22 protein-coding genes, 1 tRNA gene and 1 pseudogene are annotated in these 22,692 nt (G+C 41.0%); 11 read left to right on the top strand and 13 right to left on the bottom strand.

Annotation, left to right across the window (positions count from 1 at the left end; all coding sequences use genetic code 11):
• Positions 1-66: 66 nt before the first annotated feature.
• Entirely contained in the window at positions 67-327 is a 261-nt protein-coding gene (locus F5613_RS14925) for a hypothetical protein (protein WP_179400354.1), read from the bottom strand.
• A gap of 422 nt (positions 328-749) precedes the next feature.
• On the opposite strand from F5613_RS14925, the gene F5613_RS14920 reads away from it, so the two are divergent.
• Positions 750-1,205 carry a LexA family protein gene (locus tag F5613_RS14920; protein WP_179400353.1) on the top strand — a complete coding sequence of 152 codons (456 nt, stop codon included), beginning with the start codon at positions 750-752 and terminating at the stop codon, positions 1,203-1,205.
• Entirely contained in the window at positions 1,202-2,452 is a 1,251-nt protein-coding gene (locus F5613_RS14915) for a Y-family DNA polymerase (protein ID WP_179400352.1), read from the top strand. Before F5613_RS14920 ends, F5613_RS14915 begins: the two co-directional genes overlap by 4 nt.
• Positions 2,453-2,752: 300 nt before the next feature.
• Here F5613_RS14915 and F5613_RS14910 read toward each other — a convergent pair whose 3' ends face one another.
• The 5 genes and pseudogenes from F5613_RS14910 to F5613_RS14890 form a co-directional block, all read right to left on the bottom strand.
• A complete protein-coding gene (locus F5613_RS14910; RefSeq protein WP_179400351.1) occupies positions 2,753-3,277 on the bottom strand; it encodes a hypothetical protein in 525 nt (174 codons plus the stop codon).
• Between the two features lie 25 nt (positions 3,278-3,302).
• Entirely contained in the window at positions 3,303-3,722 is a 420-nt protein-coding gene (locus F5613_RS14905) for a virulence RhuM family protein (RefSeq protein WP_179400350.1), read from the bottom strand.
• A gap of 7 nt (positions 3,723-3,729) precedes the next feature.
• Positions 3,730-4,242, bottom strand: coding sequence for an ORF6N domain-containing protein (locus F5613_RS14900; RefSeq protein ID WP_179400349.1), 513 nt, complete (start codon positions 4,240-4,242; stop codon positions 3,730-3,732).
• 269 nt (positions 4,243-4,511) lie between these two features.
• Positions 4,512-5,702, bottom strand: a pseudogene (locus tag F5613_RS14895) (site-specific integrase); the annotation flags it as partial.
• Positions 5,703-6,153: 451 nt separating this feature from the next.
• A tRNA-Asp gene (locus F5613_RS14890) sits at positions 6,154-6,230 on the bottom strand.
• A 315-nt stretch (positions 6,231-6,545) separates the two neighbouring features.
• Here F5613_RS14890 and purU point away from each other — a divergent pair.
• The 9 genes from purU (at position 6,546) to F5613_RS14845 (ending at position 14,758) form a co-directional block, all read left to right on the top strand.
• The gene (gene purU, locus F5613_RS14885) at positions 6,546-7,418 is read left to right on the top strand and encodes a formyltetrahydrofolate deformylase (protein ID WP_139376674.1); all 873 of its coding nucleotides are present in this window, start codon (positions 6,546-6,548) and stop codon (positions 7,416-7,418) included.
• A 7-nt stretch (positions 7,419-7,425) separates the two neighbouring features.
• Positions 7,426-8,016, top strand: coding sequence for an imidazole glycerol phosphate synthase subunit HisH (gene hisH / locus F5613_RS14880; RefSeq protein WP_179400347.1), 591 nt, complete (start codon positions 7,426-7,428; stop codon positions 8,014-8,016).
• Between the two features lie 5 nt (positions 8,017-8,021).
• The gene (gene hisA / locus F5613_RS14875; RefSeq protein WP_079684509.1) at positions 8,022-8,741 is read left to right on the top strand and encodes a 1-(5-phosphoribosyl)-5-[(5-phosphoribosylamino)methylideneamino]imidazole-4-carboxamide isomerase; all 720 of its coding nucleotides are present in this window, start codon (positions 8,022-8,024) and stop codon (positions 8,739-8,741) included.
• A gap of 19 nt (positions 8,742-8,760) precedes the next feature.
• Positions 8,761-9,516, top strand: coding sequence for an imidazole glycerol phosphate synthase subunit HisF (gene hisF, locus F5613_RS14870; protein ID WP_179400346.1), 756 nt, complete (start codon positions 8,761-8,763; stop codon positions 9,514-9,516).
• A 14-nt stretch (positions 9,517-9,530) separates the two neighbouring features.
• Positions 9,531-10,127 carry a bifunctional phosphoribosyl-AMP cyclohydrolase/phosphoribosyl-ATP diphosphatase HisIE gene (gene hisIE / locus F5613_RS14865; RefSeq protein ID WP_068179615.1) on the top strand — a complete coding sequence of 199 codons (597 nt, stop codon included), beginning with the start codon at positions 9,531-9,533 and terminating at the stop codon, positions 10,125-10,127.
• Between the two features lie 12 nt (positions 10,128-10,139).
• Entirely contained in the window at positions 10,140-10,832 is a 693-nt protein-coding gene (locus F5613_RS14860) for a cell division ATP-binding protein FtsE (RefSeq protein ID WP_179400345.1), read from the top strand.
• 92 nt (positions 10,833-10,924) lie between these two features.
• On the top strand, positions 10,925-12,244 hold the full coding sequence (locus F5613_RS14855) for an aspartate kinase (RefSeq protein WP_068179610.1): 1,320 nt from the start codon (positions 10,925-10,927) through the stop codon (positions 12,242-12,244).
• A 9-nt stretch (positions 12,245-12,253) separates the two neighbouring features.
• Positions 12,254-13,408 carry a diaminopimelate decarboxylase gene (gene lysA, locus F5613_RS14850; protein WP_079684506.1) on the top strand — a complete coding sequence of 385 codons (1,155 nt, stop codon included), beginning with the start codon at positions 12,254-12,256 and terminating at the stop codon, positions 13,406-13,408.
• 168 nt (positions 13,409-13,576) lie between these two features.
• Positions 13,577-14,758 (top strand): glycosyltransferase, encoded by a 1,182-nt coding sequence (locus tag F5613_RS14845; RefSeq protein WP_179400344.1) that lies wholly within the window; start codon positions 13,577-13,579, stop codon positions 14,756-14,758.
• Between the two features lies 1 nt (position 14,759).
• Here the strand turns inward: F5613_RS14845 and F5613_RS14840 are convergent, their stop codons facing one another.
• The 7 genes from F5613_RS14840 to F5613_RS14810 form a co-directional block, all read right to left on the bottom strand.
• Positions 14,760-16,004: an ABC transporter permease gene (locus tag F5613_RS14840; protein WP_179400343.1), complete on the bottom strand. Its 1,245-nt coding sequence runs from the start codon at positions 16,002-16,004 to the stop codon at positions 14,760-14,762.
• A 3-nt stretch (positions 16,005-16,007) separates the two neighbouring features.
• A complete protein-coding gene (locus F5613_RS14835; RefSeq protein WP_079684504.1) occupies positions 16,008-17,207 on the bottom strand; it encodes a pyridoxal phosphate-dependent aminotransferase in 1,200 nt (399 codons plus the stop codon).
• A 105-nt stretch (positions 17,208-17,312) separates the two neighbouring features.
• Positions 17,313-18,203 carry a YitT family protein gene (locus F5613_RS14830; RefSeq protein WP_079684503.1) on the bottom strand — a complete coding sequence of 297 codons (891 nt, stop codon included), beginning with the start codon at positions 18,201-18,203 and terminating at the stop codon, positions 17,313-17,315.
• A 127-nt stretch (positions 18,204-18,330) separates the two neighbouring features.
• Positions 18,331-18,714 carry a hypothetical protein gene (locus tag F5613_RS14825; protein WP_179400342.1) on the bottom strand — a complete coding sequence of 128 codons (384 nt, stop codon included), beginning with the start codon at positions 18,712-18,714 and terminating at the stop codon, positions 18,331-18,333.
• Positions 18,715-18,900: 186 nt separating this feature from the next.
• A complete protein-coding gene (locus F5613_RS14820) occupies positions 18,901-19,284 on the bottom strand; it encodes a hypothetical protein (RefSeq protein WP_179400341.1) in 384 nt (127 codons plus the stop codon).
• 165 nt (positions 19,285-19,449) lie between these two features.
• Complete coding sequence (locus F5613_RS14815) at positions 19,450-20,625, bottom strand: MFS transporter (RefSeq protein WP_079684500.1); 1,176 nt, start codon at positions 20,623-20,625, stop codon at positions 19,450-19,452.
• A 16-nt stretch (positions 20,626-20,641) separates the two neighbouring features.
• Entirely contained in the window at positions 20,642-22,525 is a 1,884-nt protein-coding gene (locus F5613_RS14810; protein ID WP_179400340.1) for an ABC-F family ATP-binding cassette domain-containing protein, read from the bottom strand.
• Between the last annotated feature and the right edge of the window lie 167 nt (positions 22,526-22,692).

The raw sequence follows: 22,692 nt of genomic DNA, 5'->3' as shown, positions 1-22,692 counted from the left end.
TCTTGTTTGGCTCTGTCAATTTCCTTGTTTGCACCTAATAAAAATACTTTGCTCATATTTCTGATTTTAAAAAATTAATAATGTGATGATTACGAGAATAATCCCGATAGAAACAACTGTCAGAAAGAGAGAGAAAAGCAAGCCTACAAACTTGAAAAAGAGTCTTAATAACTTCCAGATAAGCCAACCTGCCACCACAAGGGAAATAGTTCCACCCGAACGAGATAACAACCCTAAAAACGCTATCCAAACCACTACCGCCACCAATTTTATGATGATTCCGGAGCCGAGGGAGTTTTGTTTCAGTATGTTTTTCTCTTTTCTCATAATTCTGACATTTTTTTTGCGTCATCCATCACGTCGGTCGTTTTTTGTTTCGAGGGCATAAAAAGGGATAGTGCATAGGACTGTCAAGTTTTTTGCAATAAATACGCTCGCCCGACCCCAATTTTTCAGGGAGGGAAAGAGGAAGATTTGTGGCAAAACCACTTGTGGCTCGAACTTTACAGTCCGTAATCTGCACGTTCATACCTTTGCCCGCAGAACAAAAGCGACCGCTCAAAAGGATGACTTTAACCGGAATGTGGAAGAATTAGGAAGGCAAGGAAAAGAGAGAAATATACCGTTGAAAAGTTTTTTGAACAGATTTCTTTTATAATGAGAAAGATGCTTGAAATCCGGTTATACGACACAAATATTTTAAGATTAAAAAAGAAGGAGATAGCTCAATAAATTCTATTTTTGTAGCTATGATTAACAAGTCAAAACACAAAATTCGCATTTACCGTTCCGACACACAAACGGAACTCGCTCTGCCTTTTGCCAATGAAGGTATAAAGGCTGGATTTCCTTCTCCTGCCCAAGATTTTTTAGACCAATCGATTGATTTGAATAAGGAATTGATTAAAAATAAAGAGGCGACATTTTACGGTGTAGTGAATGGCGACAGCCTGAAAAAGATAGGCCTTATGCACGGTGATATTCTCGTTATCGACCGCTCGATGGAGTTTTGTGATAATTATTTGGCTGTGTGCTTTATTGACGGCGAATTTACGACCAAATTTATCAAAAGAGACAATGATATTATATGGCTGATGCCCGAAAATGACGATTACCAACCAATAAAAGTGACAGAAGAAAACCAGTTTATGGTGTGGGGTGTGGTAACATACAGTATCAAAAATTGTCTGCATATTAAACGATGATAGGACTTCTCGACTGCAATAATTTCTATGCTTCTTGCGAGCGCGTATTCAATCCCGCTCTCAACGGACAAGCTGTGGTTGTGCTAAGCAACAACGACGGCTGTGTTATTGCCAGAAGTAACGAAGCCAAAGGACTTGGCATTAAAATGGGAACCCCTTTTTACCAGATAGACGATTTGGTAAGGACGAAAAAGGTTGCCGTTTTCTCGACCAATTTTACACTTTACGGTGATATGTCGAACCGAGTGATGAATATCATCCGCCAATTTACGCCCGATGTGGAGATTTACTCGATTGACGAAGCATTTTTAGCATTGGACGGATTTAGTGATTTAGCTAATTACGGCAAAAAAATAGTTGGAACTATCACAAAATGGACCGGCATTCCTGTTTCTTTGGGCATCGCGCCTACCAAAACATTGGCAAAATTGGGTAACCGTTTTGCTAAAAAATATCCCGCTTATAAAAATGTCTGCATTATCGATTCGGACGAAAAACGTATCAAAGCATTACAGAAAACAGAAATAGGTGATGTGTGGGGTATCGGAAGACAGCACCGGAAGTTTTTAGAATCCCAAGGCATAAAAACAGCATTTGACTTTACGCAGAAAAGCAGTTCGTGGGTACGCAAATATATGACCATTGTTGGCGAACGCACCTGGCGTGAGCTCAACGGCGAAGCCTGCATAGGCTTGGAGCAGGTACTTCCCAACAAAAAGCAGATCCTCACATCCCGAAGTTTTGGTAATATGGTTTCGGAATATATCCCATTGTCCGAGTCGGTAGCTACTTTTGCCTCGCTTTGTGCCGGAAAGCTAAGAAGGCAAAAGTCCTGTGCCACTTCACTGATGGTGTTTATCCATACCAATAAATTCAAGGAAGATTTGCCGCAATATTATCAGAGTAGCATTATCGAACTGCCCGTGCCGACAAATTTCCCAGCTGAAATAATTCATTATGCGCTTGAAGCGTTGAAAAAGATTTTCAAGGAAGGATATCAGTACAAGAAAGCGGGCGTGATGATTACCAATATCGTTCCCGACAGTTGTATCCAGACCAATCTTTTTGATGGCTTGAACAGAGAAAAACAGAGGAGATTGACAAAAACGCTTGACCTGATCAATTCCAAGTATCCAAAATCGGTTATTTTCGGTGCTCAGGGCATAGACCACGAATGGAAAATGAGGCAGAACAATCTTTCTCCTTGTTATTCCACCCGCCTGAAAGACGCAATACGGATTAATTAGAACGGGGAAGATTATGTGCTTCAAGCATAATTGCGTGAAAATAAAAACCGTCTAAATACATTGTTCCGACAAAACAATCTTTACAAGGGTACGATACGCTTCAAAAGAGTATGCTTGTGTTTTCCTACCGAAACTTTCTTTGATGTGTGAGTGCAGTTCTCGTAACTTCCTGCCCGGCGAAGCGTGGCAGACAAGAAGATTACGCAAACGAAACGGAAACACAAAGAGTGTTGCAGGTGCGATAAAGAAAAAGCCTATCTCAATGAAGAAATAGGCTTTTGGTCTGTTTACAAGTATCGTTTAAATTCTCTTTTTACCATAAAGTTTTTTGCCATCGGGAGATAGATAAAAATCGAATGTTTCTTCAACAGCCTTTCCGCCGATAGTAAGCGAATATTTACATCGAACAATTACGGCGAGGGCATCATCCGCACTTCTGCTTTCATACCCTTGCAGGTTATCAGGAGTAAGATTTTTAAGCGAGTCGATACGGTTGTTCATTACTACAATGTCATCGTCGTATTTATCAACTTCACTTTTGAGCTTAGTATTCGCCCGCAAATCAGAGGTCATTTCCTTAGCCAGTTCGATACGTTTAACAATAAGTTCTTTATCCTTCCGAAATTCGTCAGTAAGGAAAGCGATACTGTCGGCAACTGTTATTTTGCCTTGTTCGTTTAACTCAATAATCTTGAAGTTTAGGTCGGAAGCAGAGCTTCCTTTTAGCAATGATTCGCTAATCGTTTTTTCGTAGATGCTATTGCTATTTGAGCCACCGCAGGCGACCAACAAAACCGCGATTAATAAATAAAATACATTTTTCATAATGCCTATGTATTAATAGTTTGACTTAATTCAATGAAATATCAAATAGTTTTGATGATAGGTTATATACAATCAAAACCTCTGTTTCTTTTCTGGGTTTCGTCCGGGTATATTCGGTTAGTGCTTTCATAACCCATTCCCTGAACGCTTTCGCTTCATAAGACGCGATGCGATAACTGACAAAAATCAGTACTTCCATATTATATAATGTCGTCTCGCTTTGGCGACCGTTATGCCCGTATTTGTGTATTCGGGTTACGTCTTCTTCTCGCAATAAACCCGATTTGAATATAGACCGCAGATTATTACCGACTGTATTTACAAATACGTTGAACAAATCAGCTATCTCGTGCTTAGTCATCCACAGGGTGCAATTTACGAGTTTTGCTTCGATAATTAGCTGATTTTCGTTGTTTTCTTTGATTCTGATATATCCTCGTTCCATAATTTTGCTATTCTTTATCGTGTTGAATATTAAAGCCTATTCGCCTGCGAGGCTTATTTTCCTGCTCCTTTTGTGAAGCCAGTTCGGTGAGAACCTGATAAATATCGCTGAACTGCATATTGGTTTCTATCATAAAATCCTCTAATTTACGGTTTAGTTCTGCATAACCGAGTGCGTATTGGCGCAAAGTTACGAAAGCTCTGATAATAGAGATATTGACTTGAATTGCCAAAGAACTGTTGAGTACGCTCGAGAGTTGGGCGACCCCTTGTTCAGAAAATGCGAATGGGGGATAACGGCTACCGCCCCAACTTGAGGTGCCAAAATTGCACCTCAAGTCTTCGTTCTCACTATCAGTTAGTTCAAACATAAAATCCTCCGGGAAGCGTTCTATATTACGCCTTACAGCACGTTTCAGATTTTTTGTTTCTACTTGATACATTTCTGCTAAATCAAAATCCAAAAGGACACGCATCCCTCTGATTTCATAAATCTTACTTTGTATGATTTGTAGTTCCATGATATTGTGATTTATTGATTTACAGCTATTTTTTGTACTTTCATCATCGGTTTGAATGAAAATGCTTCTTCTTTCTCAAATGTATTCGCCCAAAGAGAAAATTTTTCTTCCTCTGAAAGACTGTGCCACATCATAGATATGCGTTTCACTCTTTCAGGATCATTTGATAGAGTAATTGGAAGATTGAATAATGCCATTTTCTCACCCAAAGAAAGACACTCAAAATGTTTATCCAAGTTAGATTTAGATTTAATCTTTTTCTCTTCCAGTTTTTCAGCAAATGAAGCCATGTCATTGCTGACCTTGACATCTGTGATTCTTGCGTAAATTTGGGTAGTTTTGATATTGGTATGCCCTAACATCTTTGATACGCTTTCGATAGATACCCCTTTGGTCAAGGTAAGGGTTGCAAATGTATGTCTTGCAAGGTGATAGCTCAAATTTTTATCAATACCGCACACTGTTCCGATTTCCTTCAAGTATTCATTCATCTTTTGATTGCTCATAACCGGAAGAACTTTATCATCCGGTAATTTTCCAGAATACTTATCTATAATTTGCTTTGGAACATCAAGCAAAGGGACGTTGTAATTAACACCAGTTTTCTCCCGTTTACCCATAATCCATAATCCATCATCAAAAGAAGTTCGGATGTTAGAGTTGCGTAAGTTCTTTACATCTATGTAGGCAAGCCCCGTGAAGCAACTGAAAATAAATATATCCCGTACTCGTTCAAGGCGTTCGGAAGCAAATTTCTTTCGCATAATTATATCAATTTCTTGCTGTGTCAAGTAGCCACGATCTGTCTTCTTGAAGCGTATCTTAAAATTGGCAAACGGATCAATGTGTATCCAACCATTATTTTTTGCCATGATGATAATTGTACGGAAACGTTGCAGAAATTTTGCGGTAGTATTCTCTTTACAGTTACAGGAAGTCATCAGGTAAATTTCAAAGTTGTGCAGGAACATATGATTCACCTCTTTTAAAGAAATGTCTGATACATTATAATACTCCTTTATAAAGTCAGCCATTCGTTTATAGGCTACTACATATTTTTGGAGTGTTTCTTTGGATTTGCTTATACCAACTAATTTGGCAATATCATCATTATGGCGTTGAAAAAGTTCGAGTACAGTCTGATGTTTTACTTCAATGCCGAGAAAGAGATTCTTAACTCTTTCGGCATTTACATTGTTTTCCTTTGTCTGTAACTCATGATACACATTATGAATACTTGTTTTTATAGTATTCAATAAGGCATTGACTTCAACAGCTTCATTAGATTTGCCGATAGCGATACCGGCTTTTGCGTCCCAGATATTGGGATTGACATTTACTTTTGTGTTAAAACGGCTTGGTTCTCCGTCGATGGTAATACGGCACATGATAGGATAAGTGCCGTCTGCTCTTTTTTTGTCTTTCTTTACATAGAAAAGAATGCGAAATGTACTTTTCATAAACTCATTTTTTAATGTTACAAAATTACCGATAACTATCTAAAAATGAATTTTATGCACTATGCCAAATCAGGACAATACGCTGCCAATTTTGACCAAACTGTACCCCCTTCGCTTCGAATTACTGTACCCCCTTGCGTTTTTTCGGAAAGGGGGTACAGTTTAGGTTAGCTGCTTTGTCTTTTTTCGTCTTTTTCTTGGCTTTAGACCAAGACATGATAAACAAAAAAAGCCCCTCATATTCACTGAATATGAAGGGCTTGTCTTTCTTTTGGCGCCTCTTGTCGTAGGCTCTCTGCGGTATGGACGGGAAAGCCACCTTTGTAGGTTAATTTGCTTTCTTTTAGCGTTTTATCCTTTCGATTTCTCTTAGGGGGTACAGTTTAGGTTAGGAAATCCTAACTGACTGTTTTTCAACGCTTCCAACATTGTATTTCAAATTTCCTTTTCTTGGCGGTCCGGACGGGACTCGAACCCGCGACCCCATGCGTGACAGGCATGTATTCTAACCAACTGAACTACCGAACCATTTTGTTTGTAACTGCTATTCCTCTGAATTGCGATGCAAAGATAGGCGATGTTTTTGAATCCTGCAACACCTCCTCTCAATTATTTTTTATATTTTTTTATTCTTATCTGATTATTAAGCAATTATTCGTTAAAAAAAAATGAAGAAAAATTATGGACTGTATTTATAGCTTTTATGGATTCATACAACAAAGCAAGTGGCCAAAAAGGCAATTTATCACAAAACAAGTCCAATACGATACTTTTTTCAACACAAAGGCATATTTGTGTTTATATATTGCTACTTTTGTGGCCTAAATCCAAAATGATTGAATGATGGAAGAAATACAACGTCCTGCTACGGCAATATTATTGATGCACTGCCCGGATTCGCCGGGTATTCTGGCTACGCTTACCGGATTTATTAATGTAAATGGCGGAAACATTGTGTATCTGGACCAACATGTGGATCGTTTGAAGAATGTGTTCTTCATGCGTATTGAATGGGATTTGAAGAATTTTGTTATCCCAAAAGAGAAAATAGACGATTACTTCAGCACCTTGTATGCTTTTAAATACAACATACAATACCGCATCTATTTTAATGATTACATTCCCCGCATGGCTCTGTTTGTTTCCAAGATGTCGCATTGTATGTACGACATACTGGCGCGTTACACCGCCGGCGAATGGAAAGTGGCTATTCCGGTAATCGTAAGCAACCATCCGGATATGGAAGTGGTGGCCAAAAGATTTGGAATAGACTTCAGGTATTTCCCTATCACAAAAGAGACCAAGGAAGAGCAGGAAAAGCTGGAGCTTGGGTTGTTGGAAGAATATAAGATAGACTTCATTGTACTTGCCCGTTACATGCAGGTAGTGTCCGAATCTTTTATCAAGCATTTCCCCAACCGGATTATAAATATCCATCATTCGTTTTTACCCGCTTTTGTTGGAGCAAAGCCTTACCATGCTGCCTTCGAGCGTGGCGTGAAGCTGATTGGGGCTACAAGCCATTATGTAACAACCGAACTGGATGCCGGTCCGATTATTGAACAGGATATTGCAAGGGTTTCTCATAAAGATACGGTAGAAACCTTGATAAGAAAGGGAAAAGATTTGGAAAAAATCGTACTTTCGCGTGCTGTAGAAAAACACATCGACCGGAAAATCCTTGTGTTTGAAAACAAAACAATTATTTTTAATTAATCAACGGATGAAAGTTGCAATAGTCAAATACAACGCAGGTAATATATACTCGGTAGCCTATGCCTTGAAAAGGCTGGGTATCAATCCTATTATCACAGCCGATCCCGACGAACTGAGGGCTGCAGATAAAGTCATATTTCCAGGAGTGGGTGAAGCTTTAACGACCATGCAACATTTACGGGAGACTGGCCTCGACAAGGTTATACGCGATCTGAAGCAACCGTTGCTGGGCATATGCCTGGGTATGCAGCTGATGTGTGCCTCTTCTGAAGAGGGAAACACGCCTTGCCTGGGTATATTCGACACTACGGTGAAAAGGTTCATTCCTCAAAGACACGAGGACAAAGTTCCACACATGGGCTGGAATACCCTTACAGATGTAAAAAGCGGTCTCTTTTCCGACCAACTAGCCAATAAATTTGTTTACTTTGTACACAGCTATTATGTTCCGGTAAACGAACATACGGTGGCAACCACCGATTACATTCTTCCGTTCAGTGCGGCAATGCAGAAAGATAATTTTTTTGCTACGCAGTTTCATCCCGAGAAGAGCGGAACGGTGGGTGAATTGATATTGCAGAATTTTATAAACTTATAAAAGATATGATTGAGCTTATTCCGGCAATTGATATCATTGACGGCAAATGTGTGAGACTTACTCAGGGAGATTACAGCAGTAAGAAGGTGTACAATGAAGATCCGGTAGAGGTTGCCAAATCTTTCGAGGCACATGGTATTACCCGTCTGCATGTAGTGGATCTGGATGGTGCCCGTGCCGGCAGGATCATTAATTACCGCACGCTCGAGAAGATTGCCACCCGTACGGCTTTACGGATCGATTTCGGCGGGGGACTCAAACAGGAACAAGATCTAGAAATTGCTTTCGAAAGTGGAGCTATTATGGTTACAGGCGGAAGCATTGCGGTTAAACAGCCGGAGGTGTTTACCTCGTGGATAGAAAAGTTTGGATGCGAAAAGATTATTCTCGGCGCAGATGCCAAAGACCGTAAGATTGCTGTGAGCGGTTGGGAGGAAACAACCGAGCACGAATTATTTCCTTTTATTGAATCGTATCGGCGCAAGGGTATAACCAAGGTGATATGTACAGATATAAGCAAAGACGGTATGCTGGAAGGACCTGCAGTCGACTTGTATAAGGAGATGAAGGAAGCGTTGCCGGGGATACATATCATTGCCAGTGGCGGTGTTAGTTCGGTAAGCGACATTGAAGAGCTGGAACAGGCGGGAATTCCATCAGTCATATTCGGCAAGGCAATTTACGAAGGAAAGATTCAGTTGAAGGATTTTCTTCGGTTTGTATAAATATTTAGATAAGACCAGCATGCTAGCAAAACGGATAGTTCCTTGTCTGGATATAAAGGACGGAACCACGGTTAAAGGGATTAATTTTGTAAACTTCAGGGATGCCGGCGACCCGGTGGAACTTGGAGCTCAATATAGCGATCAGGGTGCCGATGAATTGGTTTACCTGGATATTACGGCATCGCACGAAGGGCGGAAGACTTTTACGGAGCTTGTCAAAAAAGTGGCGGCACGCATCAGTATTCCATTTACCGTGGGCGGTGGTATAAATGAACTGAAGGATGTGGACCGGTTGCTTAGCGCCGGAGCGGACAAGGTTTCGATCAATTCGGCGGCATTACGTAATCCGTCGCTGATAAACGAGATAGCGGCCAACTTTGGCAGTCAGGTTTGCGTGGTGGCCATAGATGCCAACATGGAGAATAATGGCTGGCTTTGTTATCTGAACGGAGGGCGAATCCCGACGGACAAACAATTGTTTGATTGGGCTAAAGAGGCGGAAGACCGTGGTGCAGGCGAAATTCTGTTTACCAGTATGACGCACGACGGTGTTAAAACCGGATATGCCAATGAGGCATTGGCTACGCTGGCCGATGCGTTACATATACCCGTAATTGCATCCGGAGGAGCCGGTAAGATGGAACACTTTCGCGACGCATTTGTTTTAGGTAAAGCAGATGCCGCACTGGCTGCCAGTGTATTTCATTTCGGCGAGATAGGTATCGGTCAGCTTAAAGACTACCTGCATCACGAAGGCATAAACGTTAGGATATAATAATACGATATAAAATGAAAATTGATTTCGAAAAGATGGGGGGACTTATTCCTGCCATTATTCAGGATAGCGCTACCTCGAAGGTGCTTATGCTTGGATTTATGAACGAGGAGGCTTATGCCAAAACAAAGGAAACCGGGATGGTTACATTCTTTAGCCGGACCAGGAACAGACTGTGGACTAAAGGCGAAACCAGCGGTAATTTCCTGAAGGTTGTTCAGATGCTGGTTGATTGCGACAACGATACATTGCTTATTAAGGCAATTCCTGCCGGTCCGGTTTGTCATACCGGTAAAGACACCTGCTTTGGCGAGAAGAATCAAGAAGATGTGATGTTCCTTAAGTTTTTACAGGATTTTATAGAACAACGCCGACAGGAGATGCCGGAGGGTTCATATACTACGTCTCTTTTCAATAAGGGTGTAAACCGCATGGCTCAGAAAGTGGGCGAAGAGGCTGTGGAAACGGTGATTGAAGCAACCAACGGTACAGAGGAAGGTTTTATCTACGAGGCTTCCGACCTGGTTTATCACCTCATCGTATTGCTTACCAGCAAGGGACTTCGCCTGGAAGATCTGGCTAGGGAGTTGAAAAAAAGACATAAAGGATAATTTGGAAAGAACATGGAAGAAACAACCCTGTTGAGACTGGAGAACGTTGATATTTGTCGCGAAGAGAACGTTATATTACACAATGCATCCTTTGTATTGAAGAATGGAGAGTTTGTGTATGTAATTGGCAAAGTGGGTTCCGGAAAAAGTAGTTTGCTGAAATCGTTGTATTGCGAAATACCCATCATGAATGGCGATGCATTCCTGATGGAATACAACTTGTGTAAAATAAAACGAAAAGAGATTCCCTATCTGCGCAGGAAGCTGGGTATAGTCTTTCAGGATTTCCAATTGCTTACAGATCGTTCGGTAATAAAAAATCTGGAGTTTGTACTGAAGGCTACCGGCTGGAAAAACAAGGAACAGATTGCCGAACGTATCGACAATGTGCTGATTCAGGTAGGCATGCAGAACAAAGGCTACAAAATGCCTCACGAGCTTTCGGGAGGCGAACAGCAGCGTATTGTGATTGCAAGGGCCTTACTGAATGATCCGAAACTTATTCTTGCTGACGAGCCAACCGGAAATCTGGACCCCGAAACCAGCGGCCAGATTTTACAGTTGCTGCACGATATCAGCCGGAGAGGAACTTCGGTGGTGATGACTACACACAACTATACACTGGTGCATAATTATCCGGCACGTATCGTGAAGTGTGAGAACGGATTACTCTGTGATCTGAATAGTGATAAAGAGGGAGAATAAATAACAAATCTGACCTTGTAAAATTGCACAAAATATATACCTTTGCACAAGGTTTAAGGCATTGAGAAATAATTTAATATTGAAGTAAAAAAATGAAAGTTTTAAAGTTTGGCGGTACTTCTGTGGGATCTGCACAGAGAATGAAAGAAGTGGCAAAACTGATTTGCGACGGAGACCGTAAGATTGTGGTATTATCTGCCATGTCGGGTACAACCAACTCTCTGGTTGAAATATCGGATTATCTTTATAAAAAGAATCCGGATGGAGCCAACGAGATCATCAATAAACTTGCTCTGAAATACTATGATCATATTGACGAGCTATATGCAACGGATGACTATAAACAAAAGGCTACTGAACTTGTAAAATCTCATTTTGACTATATACGTTCCTTTACAAAAGATCTTTTCACTTTGTTTGAAGAGAAGGTTGTATTGGCTCAGGGAGAACTTATCTCTACAGGAATGATGAATCTGTTCCTTAACGAGTGTGGAGTGAATTCTGTTCTGCTTCCTGCACTGGATTACATGCGTACAGACAAAAACGCAGAACCGGATCCTTTGTACATCAAGGAAAAGCTTTCGAAGATGCTTGAACAGCATACCGATGCGCAACTTTTCATCACACAAGGTTATATCTGCAGAAATGCTTACGGCGAGATAGACAACTTGCAACGTGGCGGAAGCGACTACAGTGCATCTCTGGTGGGCGCTGCCATTAACTCGGAAGAAATTCAGATCTGGACTGATATAGACGGTATGCACAACAACGACCCTCGTGTGGTTGACAAAACAGCTCCGGTACGTAACCTTCATTTTGAAGAGGCTGCCGAACTGGCTTACTTCGGTGCTAAGATTCTGCATCCTACCTGTATCCTGCCTGCTAAATTGAACAACATTCCGGTTCGCCTGCTTAACACCATGCAACCTGAAGCTCCGGGCACGCTGATTTCTAATAAGACAGAAAAAGGCAAGATCAAGGCAGTTGCTGCAAAAGACAATATCATTGCCATCAAGATTAAAAGTGGCAGAATGCTGTTGGCTCACGGATTTTTACGCAAGGTATTCGAAATATTTGAAAGCTACCAGACTCCCATCGATATGGTTACAACCTCGGAAGTGGGTGTGTCCGTAACAATAGACAACAGAAAGCATCTGGAAGAGATTGTAGACGACTTAAAGAAATATGGTACCGTAACCGTAGATACCGACATGGTGATTGTATGTGTTGTGGGCGATATGCAATGGGATAATGTTGGTTTTGAAGCAAACATTATCAGTTCACTGAAGGATATACCTGTACGAATGATCTCTTATGGAGGCAGCAACTACAATGTTTCCTTACTTGTAAAGGCAGAAGACAAAAAACGGTCACTACAAGCATTAAGCGACCATCTTTTTAACAACAAGTAAAAATCATCTATGAAAGGAAATTTTCCAATCAATAAATTAAGGGAGTTACAAACTCCCTTTTATTTCTATAATACCGACCTATTGAGGGATACGCTGGCTCTTATCCGGGCTGAAGCAGACAGATATGGGTTTCATGTGCATTACGCTGTTAAGGCAAATGCAAATCATAAGATATTGTCTATTATCCGCGAAAACGGTCTGGGTGCAGATTGTGTAAGCGGTGGTGAGATTAAAGCAAGTCTTGCTGCAGGATTTCCTGCAAAGAAGATTGTTTTTGCCGGTGTGGGTAAAGCCGACTGGGAGATAAACCTGGGACTGGACAATGACATATTTTGTTTCAATGTTGAGTCGGCTGCCGAACTGGAGGTTATCAATGAACTGGCTGGAGCTAAAAACAAAGTGGCTTCTGTGGCTCTGCGTATAAACCCTGAGGTTGATGCACACACCCATGCCTACATAACAACGGGATTGAAGGAAAACAAGTTTGGTATAAATCTGAGTCAGCTTGACAGCGTTCTTGATCTGTTTGAAACATTGAAGAACGTAAAACTGATTGGCTTACATTTCCATATCGGTTCTCAGATTACGGATCTTTCTTCTTTCCAAAGTCTTTGCTCGCGGGTAACCGAAATTCAGGAGAATATGGCACGCCGCCGTATTCTTGTTGAGAATCTTAATTTTGGAGGTGGTCTGGGTATTGATTACCACCACCCAAACCATCTGCCCATACCCGACTTTAAAGAATACTTTGCCATATTCCATAAACATATGAAGCTACGTCCGGAACAACAGGTTCATTTCGAGCCGGGCCGTTCGGTTGTAGGACAATGCGGAACACTTATCACAAAGGTTCTTTATGTAAAAGAGGGTGCCAGCAAAAACTTTGCCATCGTGGATGCAGGTTTTACAGAACTGATACGCCCGGCCTTGTACCAGGCTTATCACAGAATTGAAAATCTGACCAGTGAGGAAGCTGAAGAGGTGTACGACGTAGTAGGACCAATTTGTGAATCGTCCGACAGTTTTGGAAAGTCGGTCGACCTCAACAAGGTACGGAGGGGCGATCTTATCGCCTTACGTTCTGCCGGAGCCTACGGCGAAATTATGGCATCGCAATACAATTGCAGGCAATTGCCAAAGGCCTATTTTTCGGACACGTTATAATCTGAAACATAAAAAAAATAAAGTCGTATTGCCACACAGGGATACGACTTTATTTTTGTTTATGAGATTTTCGAAGATGTACTTCGTACTCATTTTATTAGATGAGTTCTTCCTTTTAATAATGAAAAACTTTATGTACGTTTGTGGATTGGAACAGAAGATATGACAATGGAACAACTTATATTTTTCACTAACATAGAGATTGCGATTTTAGGTACAATCGTTTTTTTATTTTTAGTTCAGCTGGCTTACTACGCCGGAATTTATGCCAAACCTCTGCGCATGGCGAAACGAATGAGTGCCTCCGCAGATTCTTCTAACGGTAAAGATATGCCACCGGTTTCGGTTATTGTTTATGCTAAAAACGAATCTGAAAATTTAAAAAGCAACCTGCCGCATATCCTGTCGCAAACCTATCCCGATTACGAAGTGATAGTTATAAACGACGGCTCTACAGATGAAAGTGATGAGGTTTTAAAAAGACTTGAGAACGATAACAAACACCTCTACCACACCTATATTCCCGAAAATGTGAAGTACCTGAGCCGTAAGAAGCTGGCGCTTACAGTTGGAATTAAAGCGGCGAAGCATGACATTCTGCTTTTTACCGAAGCCAACTGCTATCCTAAAAGCAATCGGTGGATTTCAAGTATGGTGGGCCCTTTTACAGATGGAGCCGACATGGTTTTAGGTTTCAGCGCATACGAATGCAAAAAAGGGTTTTTCCACAAGCTGGCGGCGTACGATAATTTAATCATCGGGATTCAATACCTGGCCTCCGCACTTATAGGTCACCCGTTTATGGGTTACGGTCGTAACCTGGCCTATAGAAAGAACCTGTTTTTCGAACACAAAGGCTATTATAAATCATTGAATCTGCACGCTGGCGACGACGATTTATTTGTAAACGAGGTGGCTACTCCCACCAACACTAAGGCTGTATTCTGTCCGGACAGCATTACCGAAATGATTGCCATTGATCGTTTTAAGGTGTGGAAAGAGATGAAGGTTTCGAGGGCTGCTACCCAGAAATTTTACAAAGGGTTCTCGCTGTCGTTCTATCGTATTGAATCGGTAAGCCGCTTTCTATTTTTCGCAAGCATCGCAGCTGGTATTTTTCTTGGCGTTACAGGCAATCCTCTTGTGGCCGGTATAGCCTGTTTCTTCGGATTGCTTCGATTGGTAATCTTGTTGATGGTACTACATAAGTCATCTCTTGCCTTACAGCAAAAGCCTGTAACTACATGGCTTCCGTTGTTGGAAATCATACAGCCGTTATGTAATGTGTATGTTCGTTTTTACCGGATATTCAGAGGGAAAAATGACTATACTTTCCGGATGCAACGATAAGTTATTCGAACCGGATGCTCTTAGCCGGATCGATCTTAGTAATAAGGAATGATGGTCCAAGCATCATAAGCATGGCAACCGACAATGTTCCGATGTTAAGAAGAACCCAGGTGAGGATATTGATATCAACCGGCACCGCATCCAGGTAATAGATTGAAGAATCGAGGGAAATAGGCTGAAATTTTGACTGAATAAGACATAAACCTATACCAATTATATTACCCCATATCATTCCTTTTCCAATCAGGAAGAAGGAGATATAAAGGAATATTTTACGTATTCCGCGGTTATCATGCCCCAGAGCTTTAAGAATACCAATCATATTGGTTCGCTCCAGAATGATAATAAGCAGTCCCGAGATCATGGTAAATCCGGCAACAGCCATCATAAGCACCAATATAACCACCACATTGATATCCAATACATCCAGCCAGTTGAATATCATAGGATTCAATTCTTTGATGGAACGGACGTAGTAGGTGTTATCGTTCCGGTCTTTCTTCTCGGAATAGCTGAAGTACAGCTGCTCGCTGATGGAATCAAGCCGGGCATAGTCGTCCACATATAATTCGAGTCCGCTTACCTGATCGGCCTCCCAGCCGTTTAACCGTTGTACCTGTTTAATATCTGCTATTACAAAAAGCTTGTCGTAATCCAGAAATCCGGTTTCGTAGATACCCGTAATAGTAAATTTGCGGGCACGCACACTTTCCTGTACAAAATAGGTAAGAAAGCCATCCCCTACCTTCAGGCTGAGGCGGTCTGCCAGGTATTTAGAAATGATGACGGATGTTCCGCTTTCTTTGGGCGAAACAGTAAATACATCGCCCGATTTCAGGTTTTTACGGAAAAAGGTCCAGTCGTACTCCTCTCCCACTCCTTTAAGTACAATACCCTGGAATGCAGAGTCTGTTTTAAGTAATCCGGGCTTGGTTGCAAAACGTTCTACATGGCTTACGCCATCTGTGTGGGAAAGATCGGTAAGAACTGCTTCATTTACCGCAATCGGGCTTGTTTCGTAAGATACGTTACTGTCGAGGTTGGTTATCTGAATATGGCTTCCAAATCCTATAACTTTATTTCGCACCTCCTTTTTAAATCCGATTACAATGGCAACCGAAAGAATCATTACAGCCAGCCCCAGGGCTATGCCTATCATGGCAATACGGACAGCAGGAGGGGTTACCTGTTTGTCTCCCTCCTTGCTGAAATGAATTTTCTTTGCGATGAACAGTTCCAGATTCATAGGCTACAGGACCCTTCCCGGATAGGCTTCCAAAGCCTTTGATAAAACAACCAATGCCTTTGCAAGATCTTCCTTTTTTAACACATAAGCTATACGCACCTCGTTTTTACCTAAGCCGGGAGTGGTGTAGAATCCAGATGCAGGAGCCATAAAGATGGTTTGTCCTTCGTATGAGAACTCTTCCAGACACCAGGCACAGAATTTATCTGCATCGTCTACTGGTAACTTAGCAACGGTATAAAAGGCTCCCATCGGAATGGGAGAATAGCATCCGGGGATACGGTTTAATCCGTCTATTAAAAACTTTCTTCTTTCCACATATTCATTGTATACCTCCAACATATAGGTATCAGGGGTATCCAGGGAAGCTTCGGCAACAATCTGACCAATTAATGGAGGACTTAATCTAGCCTGGCACCATTTCATCACATTGGTTCTTACTTGTTCATTTTTGGTAATAAGAGCTCCGATACGCAACCCGCATTCGCTGTAACGTTTGGAAACAGAGTCGACCAATACCACATTGTTCTCAATCCCTTTTAAATGAAAAGCAGAAATATAAGGAGCTCCTGTATAACAGAACTCACGGTACACTTCGTCCGAGAACAGGAAAAGATCGTATTTCTTAACTAAATCACGAATCTGATCCATCTCTTTCTGGGTATATAAATAGCCAGTTGGATTGTTTGGGTTGCAGATCAGGATTGCTTTTGTACGAGGCGATATCAACTCTTCAAACTTTTCCATGGATGGAAGAGCAAATCCCTCTTCGATAGTAGATGGAACTGTTTTAATTACAGCTCCGCAGGATATGGCAAATGCCATATAGTTTGCGTAAGCAGGTTCGGGCACGATAATCTCATCACCGGGATCCAGACATGCCATAAATGAAAAGAATACAGCCTCCGATCCTCCGGTTGTAATTATAATGTCATCTACATCAACCTCGATATTAAACTTATGATAATATTTTACCAGTTTTTCACGAAAGCTGCGGATGCCTTCACTGGGAGAATATTCCAGCACGGTGCGGTCCAAATGGCGCGCCGCCTCGATCGCGACTTCAGGCGTAGGTAAATCGGGCTGACCGATGTTGAGGTGATACACCACAGTACCTTTTGCTTTGGCCTTATTGGCAAGCGGAACGAGCTTTCTGATTGGAGAAGCCGGCATATCGACTCCTCGTTGTGAAATATTAGGCATCCTATCCTATGTTAATTAGTAAATAAAAATAAAAATCCAATTATAAAATCACACAAAAGTAGGGCTATTTATAGTATTATGCAAATTATAAATAAACTATCCGCCTTATCTTCCCGGCAGAGGTGAATCTTTGCTGGCATGCATTGTTGAAACAAAAGCATCAGGATCGACTTCTTTGATTTCATTCTTAAGTCTTGGTAAATCTTTTCGTTCGGCAATGGTGAAAATGATCTCTTTCTCTTCGCCGGCATACATTCCTTTACCATGCAGGAAGGTTCCCCTCATTCCCAGTTTGTTGACTAAAATATCTTTCATTTCATTTGTTTTGCGTGAAACGATAAATACCGCCCTGCTGGGATTTTCTGTCTGAAGCATCTCTACTATCTTCCCGAAAACAAATATAGTGAACCACGAATACAAGGGTACTGCCCAATCCTGGAATGCAATCAGACCGATCAGCACAACCGTTGAATCTATCGCAATAATCATATCGCTTACCCTTAAGTTTGAATTATTAGCAAGCACTCTTGCCAACACGTCGGTTCCGGCACTGGTACTCTGGGCCTTGAAAATACAGGTTACCCCCATACCTAAGATCATACCTCCATAAAAACAGGCGATAAACGGATCATTTTCTACAAGCGTTCCTTCTCCTAAGATGTACGACAATGAGTCGGTAAACAAAGAGATCAGTACAAAAGTAAGCACAGTTTTTGGTCCTGATGACAGACCAATTTTCTTCATCGCAAGGAACATCAGCGGAATATTGAAACATAAAGCGGTTGCTCCGATGGGTAATCCTTCCGGAAGCAAAGGGATAAGTCCCTTTGTAGAGTAATGCAAAACAATGGATATTCCATATACCCCTCCAGGAACAATCTTATACGGGGCCAGGAATAATACGTAACTTAAGGCTTGCAAGAAAGAACCAACTATGATAAGTACATAATCGGATGGTTTAATGTTTGGCGCTTTAAACGCTAACTGTGATTTCATGTTATTATTTGTGTCGTTATTTGTGTTGTATTTATCTGCTCTTAAAATTGCGCAAAGATAGATAAAAAAAAGAGATCATATACTTTACATACATAATCTCTTTGTCCAATTTTAACGATCTACCAGTTTACTTCTCTGCATCTGCAAAATAGGTAACCTGTTCCTCTTTTGCAAACAACCGGTTATGGTTATTGGTGACATTAATCAGAACTAAATACTTACGATATTGCTCTTGATTCAGTGCTTTTTTCATAAGTTTCAAATTCCCGTAAACTGCTTTATATAATTTACCATTAAAACTGCTTTCTCTTGCAAATGATGCTTTCCTTAACTGATCATTGAAATAAGTATTAATAGCATACACATCATTCATTTGAGATGGTTTTAACTGCAAATACTGACTTAGCCTGTCATAATTGATTTCAGAAATCAAATGATCATTTTTGCCTTGTGAAAATCCCAATGCCGCAATACAAAATGTTGCGAACAAAATCATACCTAAACGTCTCATAATTCTTGTTGATTGAAATTGTTACATATTCAATTCTTCAACCTTTATTAGCTAATAATAAGTCTGTTAACTACATATAAGACGAGTTCCGCAAAAGAATGGTTACAGCATTAAGTCTTTTTTCAAAAAAAAAGAGACTACATACCTGCGTATGTAATCTCCCGATTCATTGTTTAATGTATTCGATTATTCATTAACCTCTGCCAGGTAAGTATCACCATATCCGGCACTGAACAAACGGTTGTTGTTGTTTGTAACATTAATCAAGGTTAAATATTTACGGTACTGGTCTTCAGAAAGAGTTCCTTTCATCAACTTCAGGTTGCTGTACACAGCCTGGTGAACTTTCTTGTCGTAACGACTTTCGCTTGCACGTGAAGCTTCGGCCAATTGCTCGCTGAAAAATTCATTAATGCTTGCGACCTCATTCATCTGTGATTGTTTCAGCTGCAAATAATTGCTTAGCTTTTCGAAACTAATATCTGAAACCAAATTCACTTTTTTACTCTGTCCAAAACTCATTGTAGCTACCAACACGATAGCGGAAAAGACTAAACCTAAACGTCTCATAATACTTACTAATTAAAATTGTTTCTACTCTTGTTCTCTTGTATTGCCCTAAACATCAGACTGCTGTCTAACTCTTTGACACAAAACTAAGAAAACGTTTAACACAAAAAATAGTGGTTCCGATTAAGAGTTAAAATGTGTCGGCAAAAGGGTTTATTATACCGACTAATTCTCAATCCTGTACTTTTCATAAGAGGGTTTAGCATAAAGCAGATAAACAAAGAGGGAAAGCAAACAACAAAAGGCTCCAACCAGATAAGCAGCAGATAAACTGCTGACTGAGGCTATAAACCCTGTTGACAACATTCCAATACCCATACCCAGATCTAATGACGTGAGGTAAGTAGAGGTTGCTGTTCCCCGTCGGTTAGGGTGTGCCACATTTACAAACAGAGATTGGAAAGCCGGAATACTTACTCCATATCCAATGCCTATAAAAAATGCGGCAACGAAAAAAATAAGAACGTTATGCAAGGTTGCAAAAACAACAAGTGATATTATTATTCCGACTATAGCACTAGTCAGCAATAAATGGAGCTTACCCCTATCAATCATCCTCCCGGAAAATATACGGGCAGAGCCTACACCTGTAGCCATAAAGATAAAGAAATAGCCCGGATTGCTCACATGAATCTCTTTACCATACAACACTGCAAAAGATACAACCATTCCATACCCGATGGAACAAAGCATGTGAGAGATACCTGCAGGAATTGCCTGAATCAGGATAAATCTATCCAAAGAAAAAGGAGGACGAGATACCTTCTCTTTTTGTACATGCTTGATGTTATATACGGCTATCACACCTAACAAGGCTGCAAGTAAACAAATTACAATCAAGGTATGAAACCCGAATGCATTGTAAACAGGCACCGCCAGAAGTGGAGCCAATGTCATAGCCAGACTTAGCGTTAGACCGTAAAAACCGATCCCTTCGCCCCGGCGTTTGGAAGATATTACGTCTATAGCAATGGTGTTGCCAGCCACGGACGATAATCCCACAGAACCTCCCTGAATAAAACGAACCAGCATTATTGATGCTACAGTTGCAGCTACCAAATAACCGGCAAACAAGGCTGTTGTAATAGTAAATGCTACAAGGTAAAGAGGTTTACGTTTAACCGCATCTACCACATAACCCGAAAACGGACGCACACACAACAAACCGATTGTATAACTTGCAAGTACAACTCCTACCCACGAAGACGAAATATTTAACTCCTCAACAAGGTAGACAGGTATTATTGGCATCAGCATATTCATCGGCAAACTCATCAAAAAGTGCGCCATGCATGCAAAAACAAAACTCCGGGTCCAAAGTCCCGGCTTCCGTTCATCCATTTCGTTTACTCTTTTATCAAGCCCACTCGCTTAATTCCAGCCATCGCATTGTCTTTTCATCAATCTCGTCCAGCAACTCTGCAATCCGCTGCGATTTGGCCATCAGGTCGTCATTACTTAAAGAACCGCTGCTCAGCGCTGTTTCCAGCGAAGATTTTTCGGTTTCCAATGAAGAAATCTCTGCCTCGAGAGCTTCGAATTCTCTTCGTTCATTAAAACTTAATTTCTTTTTTTGCTCAACACCACTTGATCGGGCTACCTTCTCAGTGGGAGGATTCAATTTTTGCTTGGCCGACTCTTCAGCTTTTGCGTTTTGCGATTGAATCTCCTTCCATTCGCGGTATTGAGTATAATTACCAGGAAAATCCTGAATATCAGCATTTCCCTTGAAAACTAACAAATGATCAACTACCTTATCCATAAAGTAGCGGTCGTGAGATACAACAATAACACAGCCCTTAAAGTTGCGAAGGTATTCCTCCAGCACATTTAAGGTCACGATATCCAAATCATTCGTTGGCTCATCAAGAACCAGGAAATTGGGGTTTCTCATTAAAACAGTGCAAAGATACAATCTTCTTTTTTCTCCACCGCTCAATTTGTAAACAAAATTGTGCTGTTTATCTACAGAAAACATAAAATATGTCAAAAATTGTGACACATTCATCGTTTTACCATCTCCTAGCTGTACAAATTCCGCTAAATCCTGTACAACATCGATCACTTTCATTTGCTCATCAAACTGTAGCCCATCCTGGCTATAATATCCAAACCTTACGGTTTCACCCACATCGAATCCTCCACTGTCGGGTTCAACCTCACCCATCAACATTTTAATAAAGGTAGACTTTCCTGTTCCGTTGTTCCCCACGATACCCATCTTTTCGTAACGGGCAAAAACATAATCGAAGTCCTTCACAATCTGCAAATTTCCGAAACTTTTGGAAACCTTCACCGCCTCAAAAATCTTAGAACCTATATAAGATGCCTTGACCTCCAAGCTTACGTTTCCATCCATCCGCTGTTGCTTTGCTTTAGCTTCCAGATCATAAAAGGCATCAATCCTATATTTCGCTTTGGTACCTCGTGCCTGAGGTTGTCTGCGCATCCAGTCCAACTCTTTTCTCAACAGGTTATTAGCCCGTTCAATCTCGGTATTGGTAGCTTCAACACGTTCTTGTCTTTTTTCCAGGTAATAGCTGTAATTTCCTTTATATTGAAAAAGTTGTTGACGATCGATCTCTATAATTTCGGAACAAACCCTGTCCAGAAAATAGCGATCATGCGTTACCATAAGCAGACTGATGGTAGAACGGCTGAGATAACCCTCAAGCCACTCCGTCATTTCCAGATCCAGGTGGTTGGTAGGTTCGTCCAGAATAATAAGTTCAGGATCGGTTATCAGCACATTGGCTAAAGCGACCCTTTTTAACTGTCCTCCTGAAAGTTCTTCAACCTTCTGATCGAAATTAGTAATCTTCAACTGAGATAGAATCTGCTTGGCTTTCTGTTCGTAGTCCCAGGCTTTATTGTTATCCATGCGCAACAGAATATCCTCCAGATTGGAATGATCTCCGCTAGCCATTGCCGCCTCGTATTCGGCAATCAGCCGTACTGTTTCGTTAGGAGAATAAAAGCAGGCCTGCATTACTGTAAGACCGGCCGGATATTGCGGAGATTGCTCCAGATAACCCACTCTTAAGTCGTTACGAAAAACAACCGATCCGGCATCGTAATCTTCTTTGCCGGCAATGATGTTTAAGAGTGTGGTCTTTCCGGTACCGTTTTTGGCGATAAGACCTATTTTTTGTCCTTGAACAATACCAAATGTAATCGAATTAAAAAGAACCAGTTCGCCAAAACTCTTAGTTAAACCGTCAATCTGTAAGTAGCTAATCATCTGCAAGTAAAGTTTGTTTCGATTGCAAAGGTAATATAAATAATAAGACGGAGTGAAAAGGATGATTTACCTTTAGTGATCTTTTAAGCTAACAATTACTTAAAACTGATATAAATTGCTAAATTTGCGGCTCAAATCAAGGAGTGAAATACAAACATCAAAACATC

The organism is Macellibacteroides fermentans, from assembly GCF_013409575.1.
Taxonomy (GTDB): domain Bacteria; phylum Bacteroidota; class Bacteroidia; order Bacteroidales; family Tannerellaceae; genus Macellibacteroides; species Macellibacteroides fermentans.
Note: the sequence above shows the minus strand (reverse complement) of the source record. Positions and strands in the feature narration are given on the sequence as shown.

Coding starts and splice junctions, on each gene's coding strand:
- F5613_RS14830 (WP_079684503.1), bottom strand. CDS start 18,203: ATGAAATCACAGTTAGCGTTTAAAGCGCCAAACATTAAACCATCCGAT.
- F5613_RS14855 (WP_068179610.1), top strand. CDS start 10,925: ATGAAAGTTTTAAAGTTTGGCGGTACTTCTGTGGGATCTGCACAGAGA.
- F5613_RS14845 (WP_179400344.1), top strand. CDS start 13,577: ATGGAACAACTTATATTTTTCACTAACATAGAGATTGCGATTTTAGGT.
- F5613_RS14820 (WP_179400341.1), bottom strand. CDS start 19,284: ATGAGACGTTTAGGTTTAGTCTTTTCCGCTATCGTGTTGGTAGCTACA.
- F5613_RS14910 (WP_179400351.1), bottom strand. CDS start 3,277: ATGAAAAATGTATTTTATTTATTAATCGCGGTTTTGTTGGTCGCCTGC.
- hisF (WP_179400346.1), top strand. CDS start 8,761: ATGCTAGCAAAACGGATAGTTCCTTGTCTGGATATAAAGGACGGAACC.
- lysA (WP_079684506.1), top strand. CDS start 12,254: ATGAAAGGAAATTTTCCAATCAATAAATTAAGGGAGTTACAAACTCCC.
- hisIE (WP_068179615.1), top strand. CDS start 9,531: ATGAAAATTGATTTCGAAAAGATGGGGGGACTTATTCCTGCCATTATT.
- F5613_RS14810 (WP_179400340.1), bottom strand. CDS start 22,525: ATGATTAGCTACTTACAGATTGACGGTTTAACTAAGAGTTTTGGCGAA.
- F5613_RS14925 (WP_179400354.1), bottom strand. CDS start 327: ATGAGAAAAGAGAAAAACATACTGAAACAAAACTCCCTCGGCTCCGGA.
- F5613_RS14815 (WP_079684500.1), bottom strand. CDS start 20,625: ATGGATGAACGGAAGCCGGGACTTTGGACCCGGAGTTTTGTTTTTGCA.
- F5613_RS14900 (WP_179400349.1), bottom strand. CDS start 4,242: ATGGAACTACAAATCATACAAAGTAAGATTTATGAAATCAGAGGGATG.
- F5613_RS14905 (WP_179400350.1), bottom strand. CDS start 3,722: ATGGAACGAGGATATATCAGAATCAAAGAAAACAACGAAAATCAGCTA.
- F5613_RS14920 (WP_179400353.1), top strand. CDS start 750: ATGATTAACAAGTCAAAACACAAAATTCGCATTTACCGTTCCGACACA.
- hisH (WP_179400347.1), top strand. CDS start 7,426: ATGAAAGTTGCAATAGTCAAATACAACGCAGGTAATATATACTCGGTA.
- F5613_RS14835 (WP_079684504.1), bottom strand. CDS start 17,207: ATGCCTAATATTTCACAACGAGGAGTCGATATGCCGGCTTCTCCAATC.
- F5613_RS14840 (WP_179400343.1), bottom strand. CDS start 16,004: ATGAATCTGGAACTGTTCATCGCAAAGAAAATTCATTTCAGCAAGGAG.
- F5613_RS14825 (WP_179400342.1), bottom strand. CDS start 18,714: ATGAGACGTTTAGGTATGATTTTGTTCGCAACATTTTGTATTGCGGCA.
- F5613_RS14860 (WP_179400345.1), top strand. CDS start 10,140: ATGGAAGAAACAACCCTGTTGAGACTGGAGAACGTTGATATTTGTCGC.
- purU (WP_139376674.1), top strand. CDS start 6,546: ATGGAAGAAATACAACGTCCTGCTACGGCAATATTATTGATGCACTGC.
- hisA (WP_079684509.1), top strand. CDS start 8,022: ATGATTGAGCTTATTCCGGCAATTGATATCATTGACGGCAAATGTGTG.
- F5613_RS14915 (WP_179400352.1), top strand. CDS start 1,202: ATGATAGGACTTCTCGACTGCAATAATTTCTATGCTTCTTGCGAGCGC.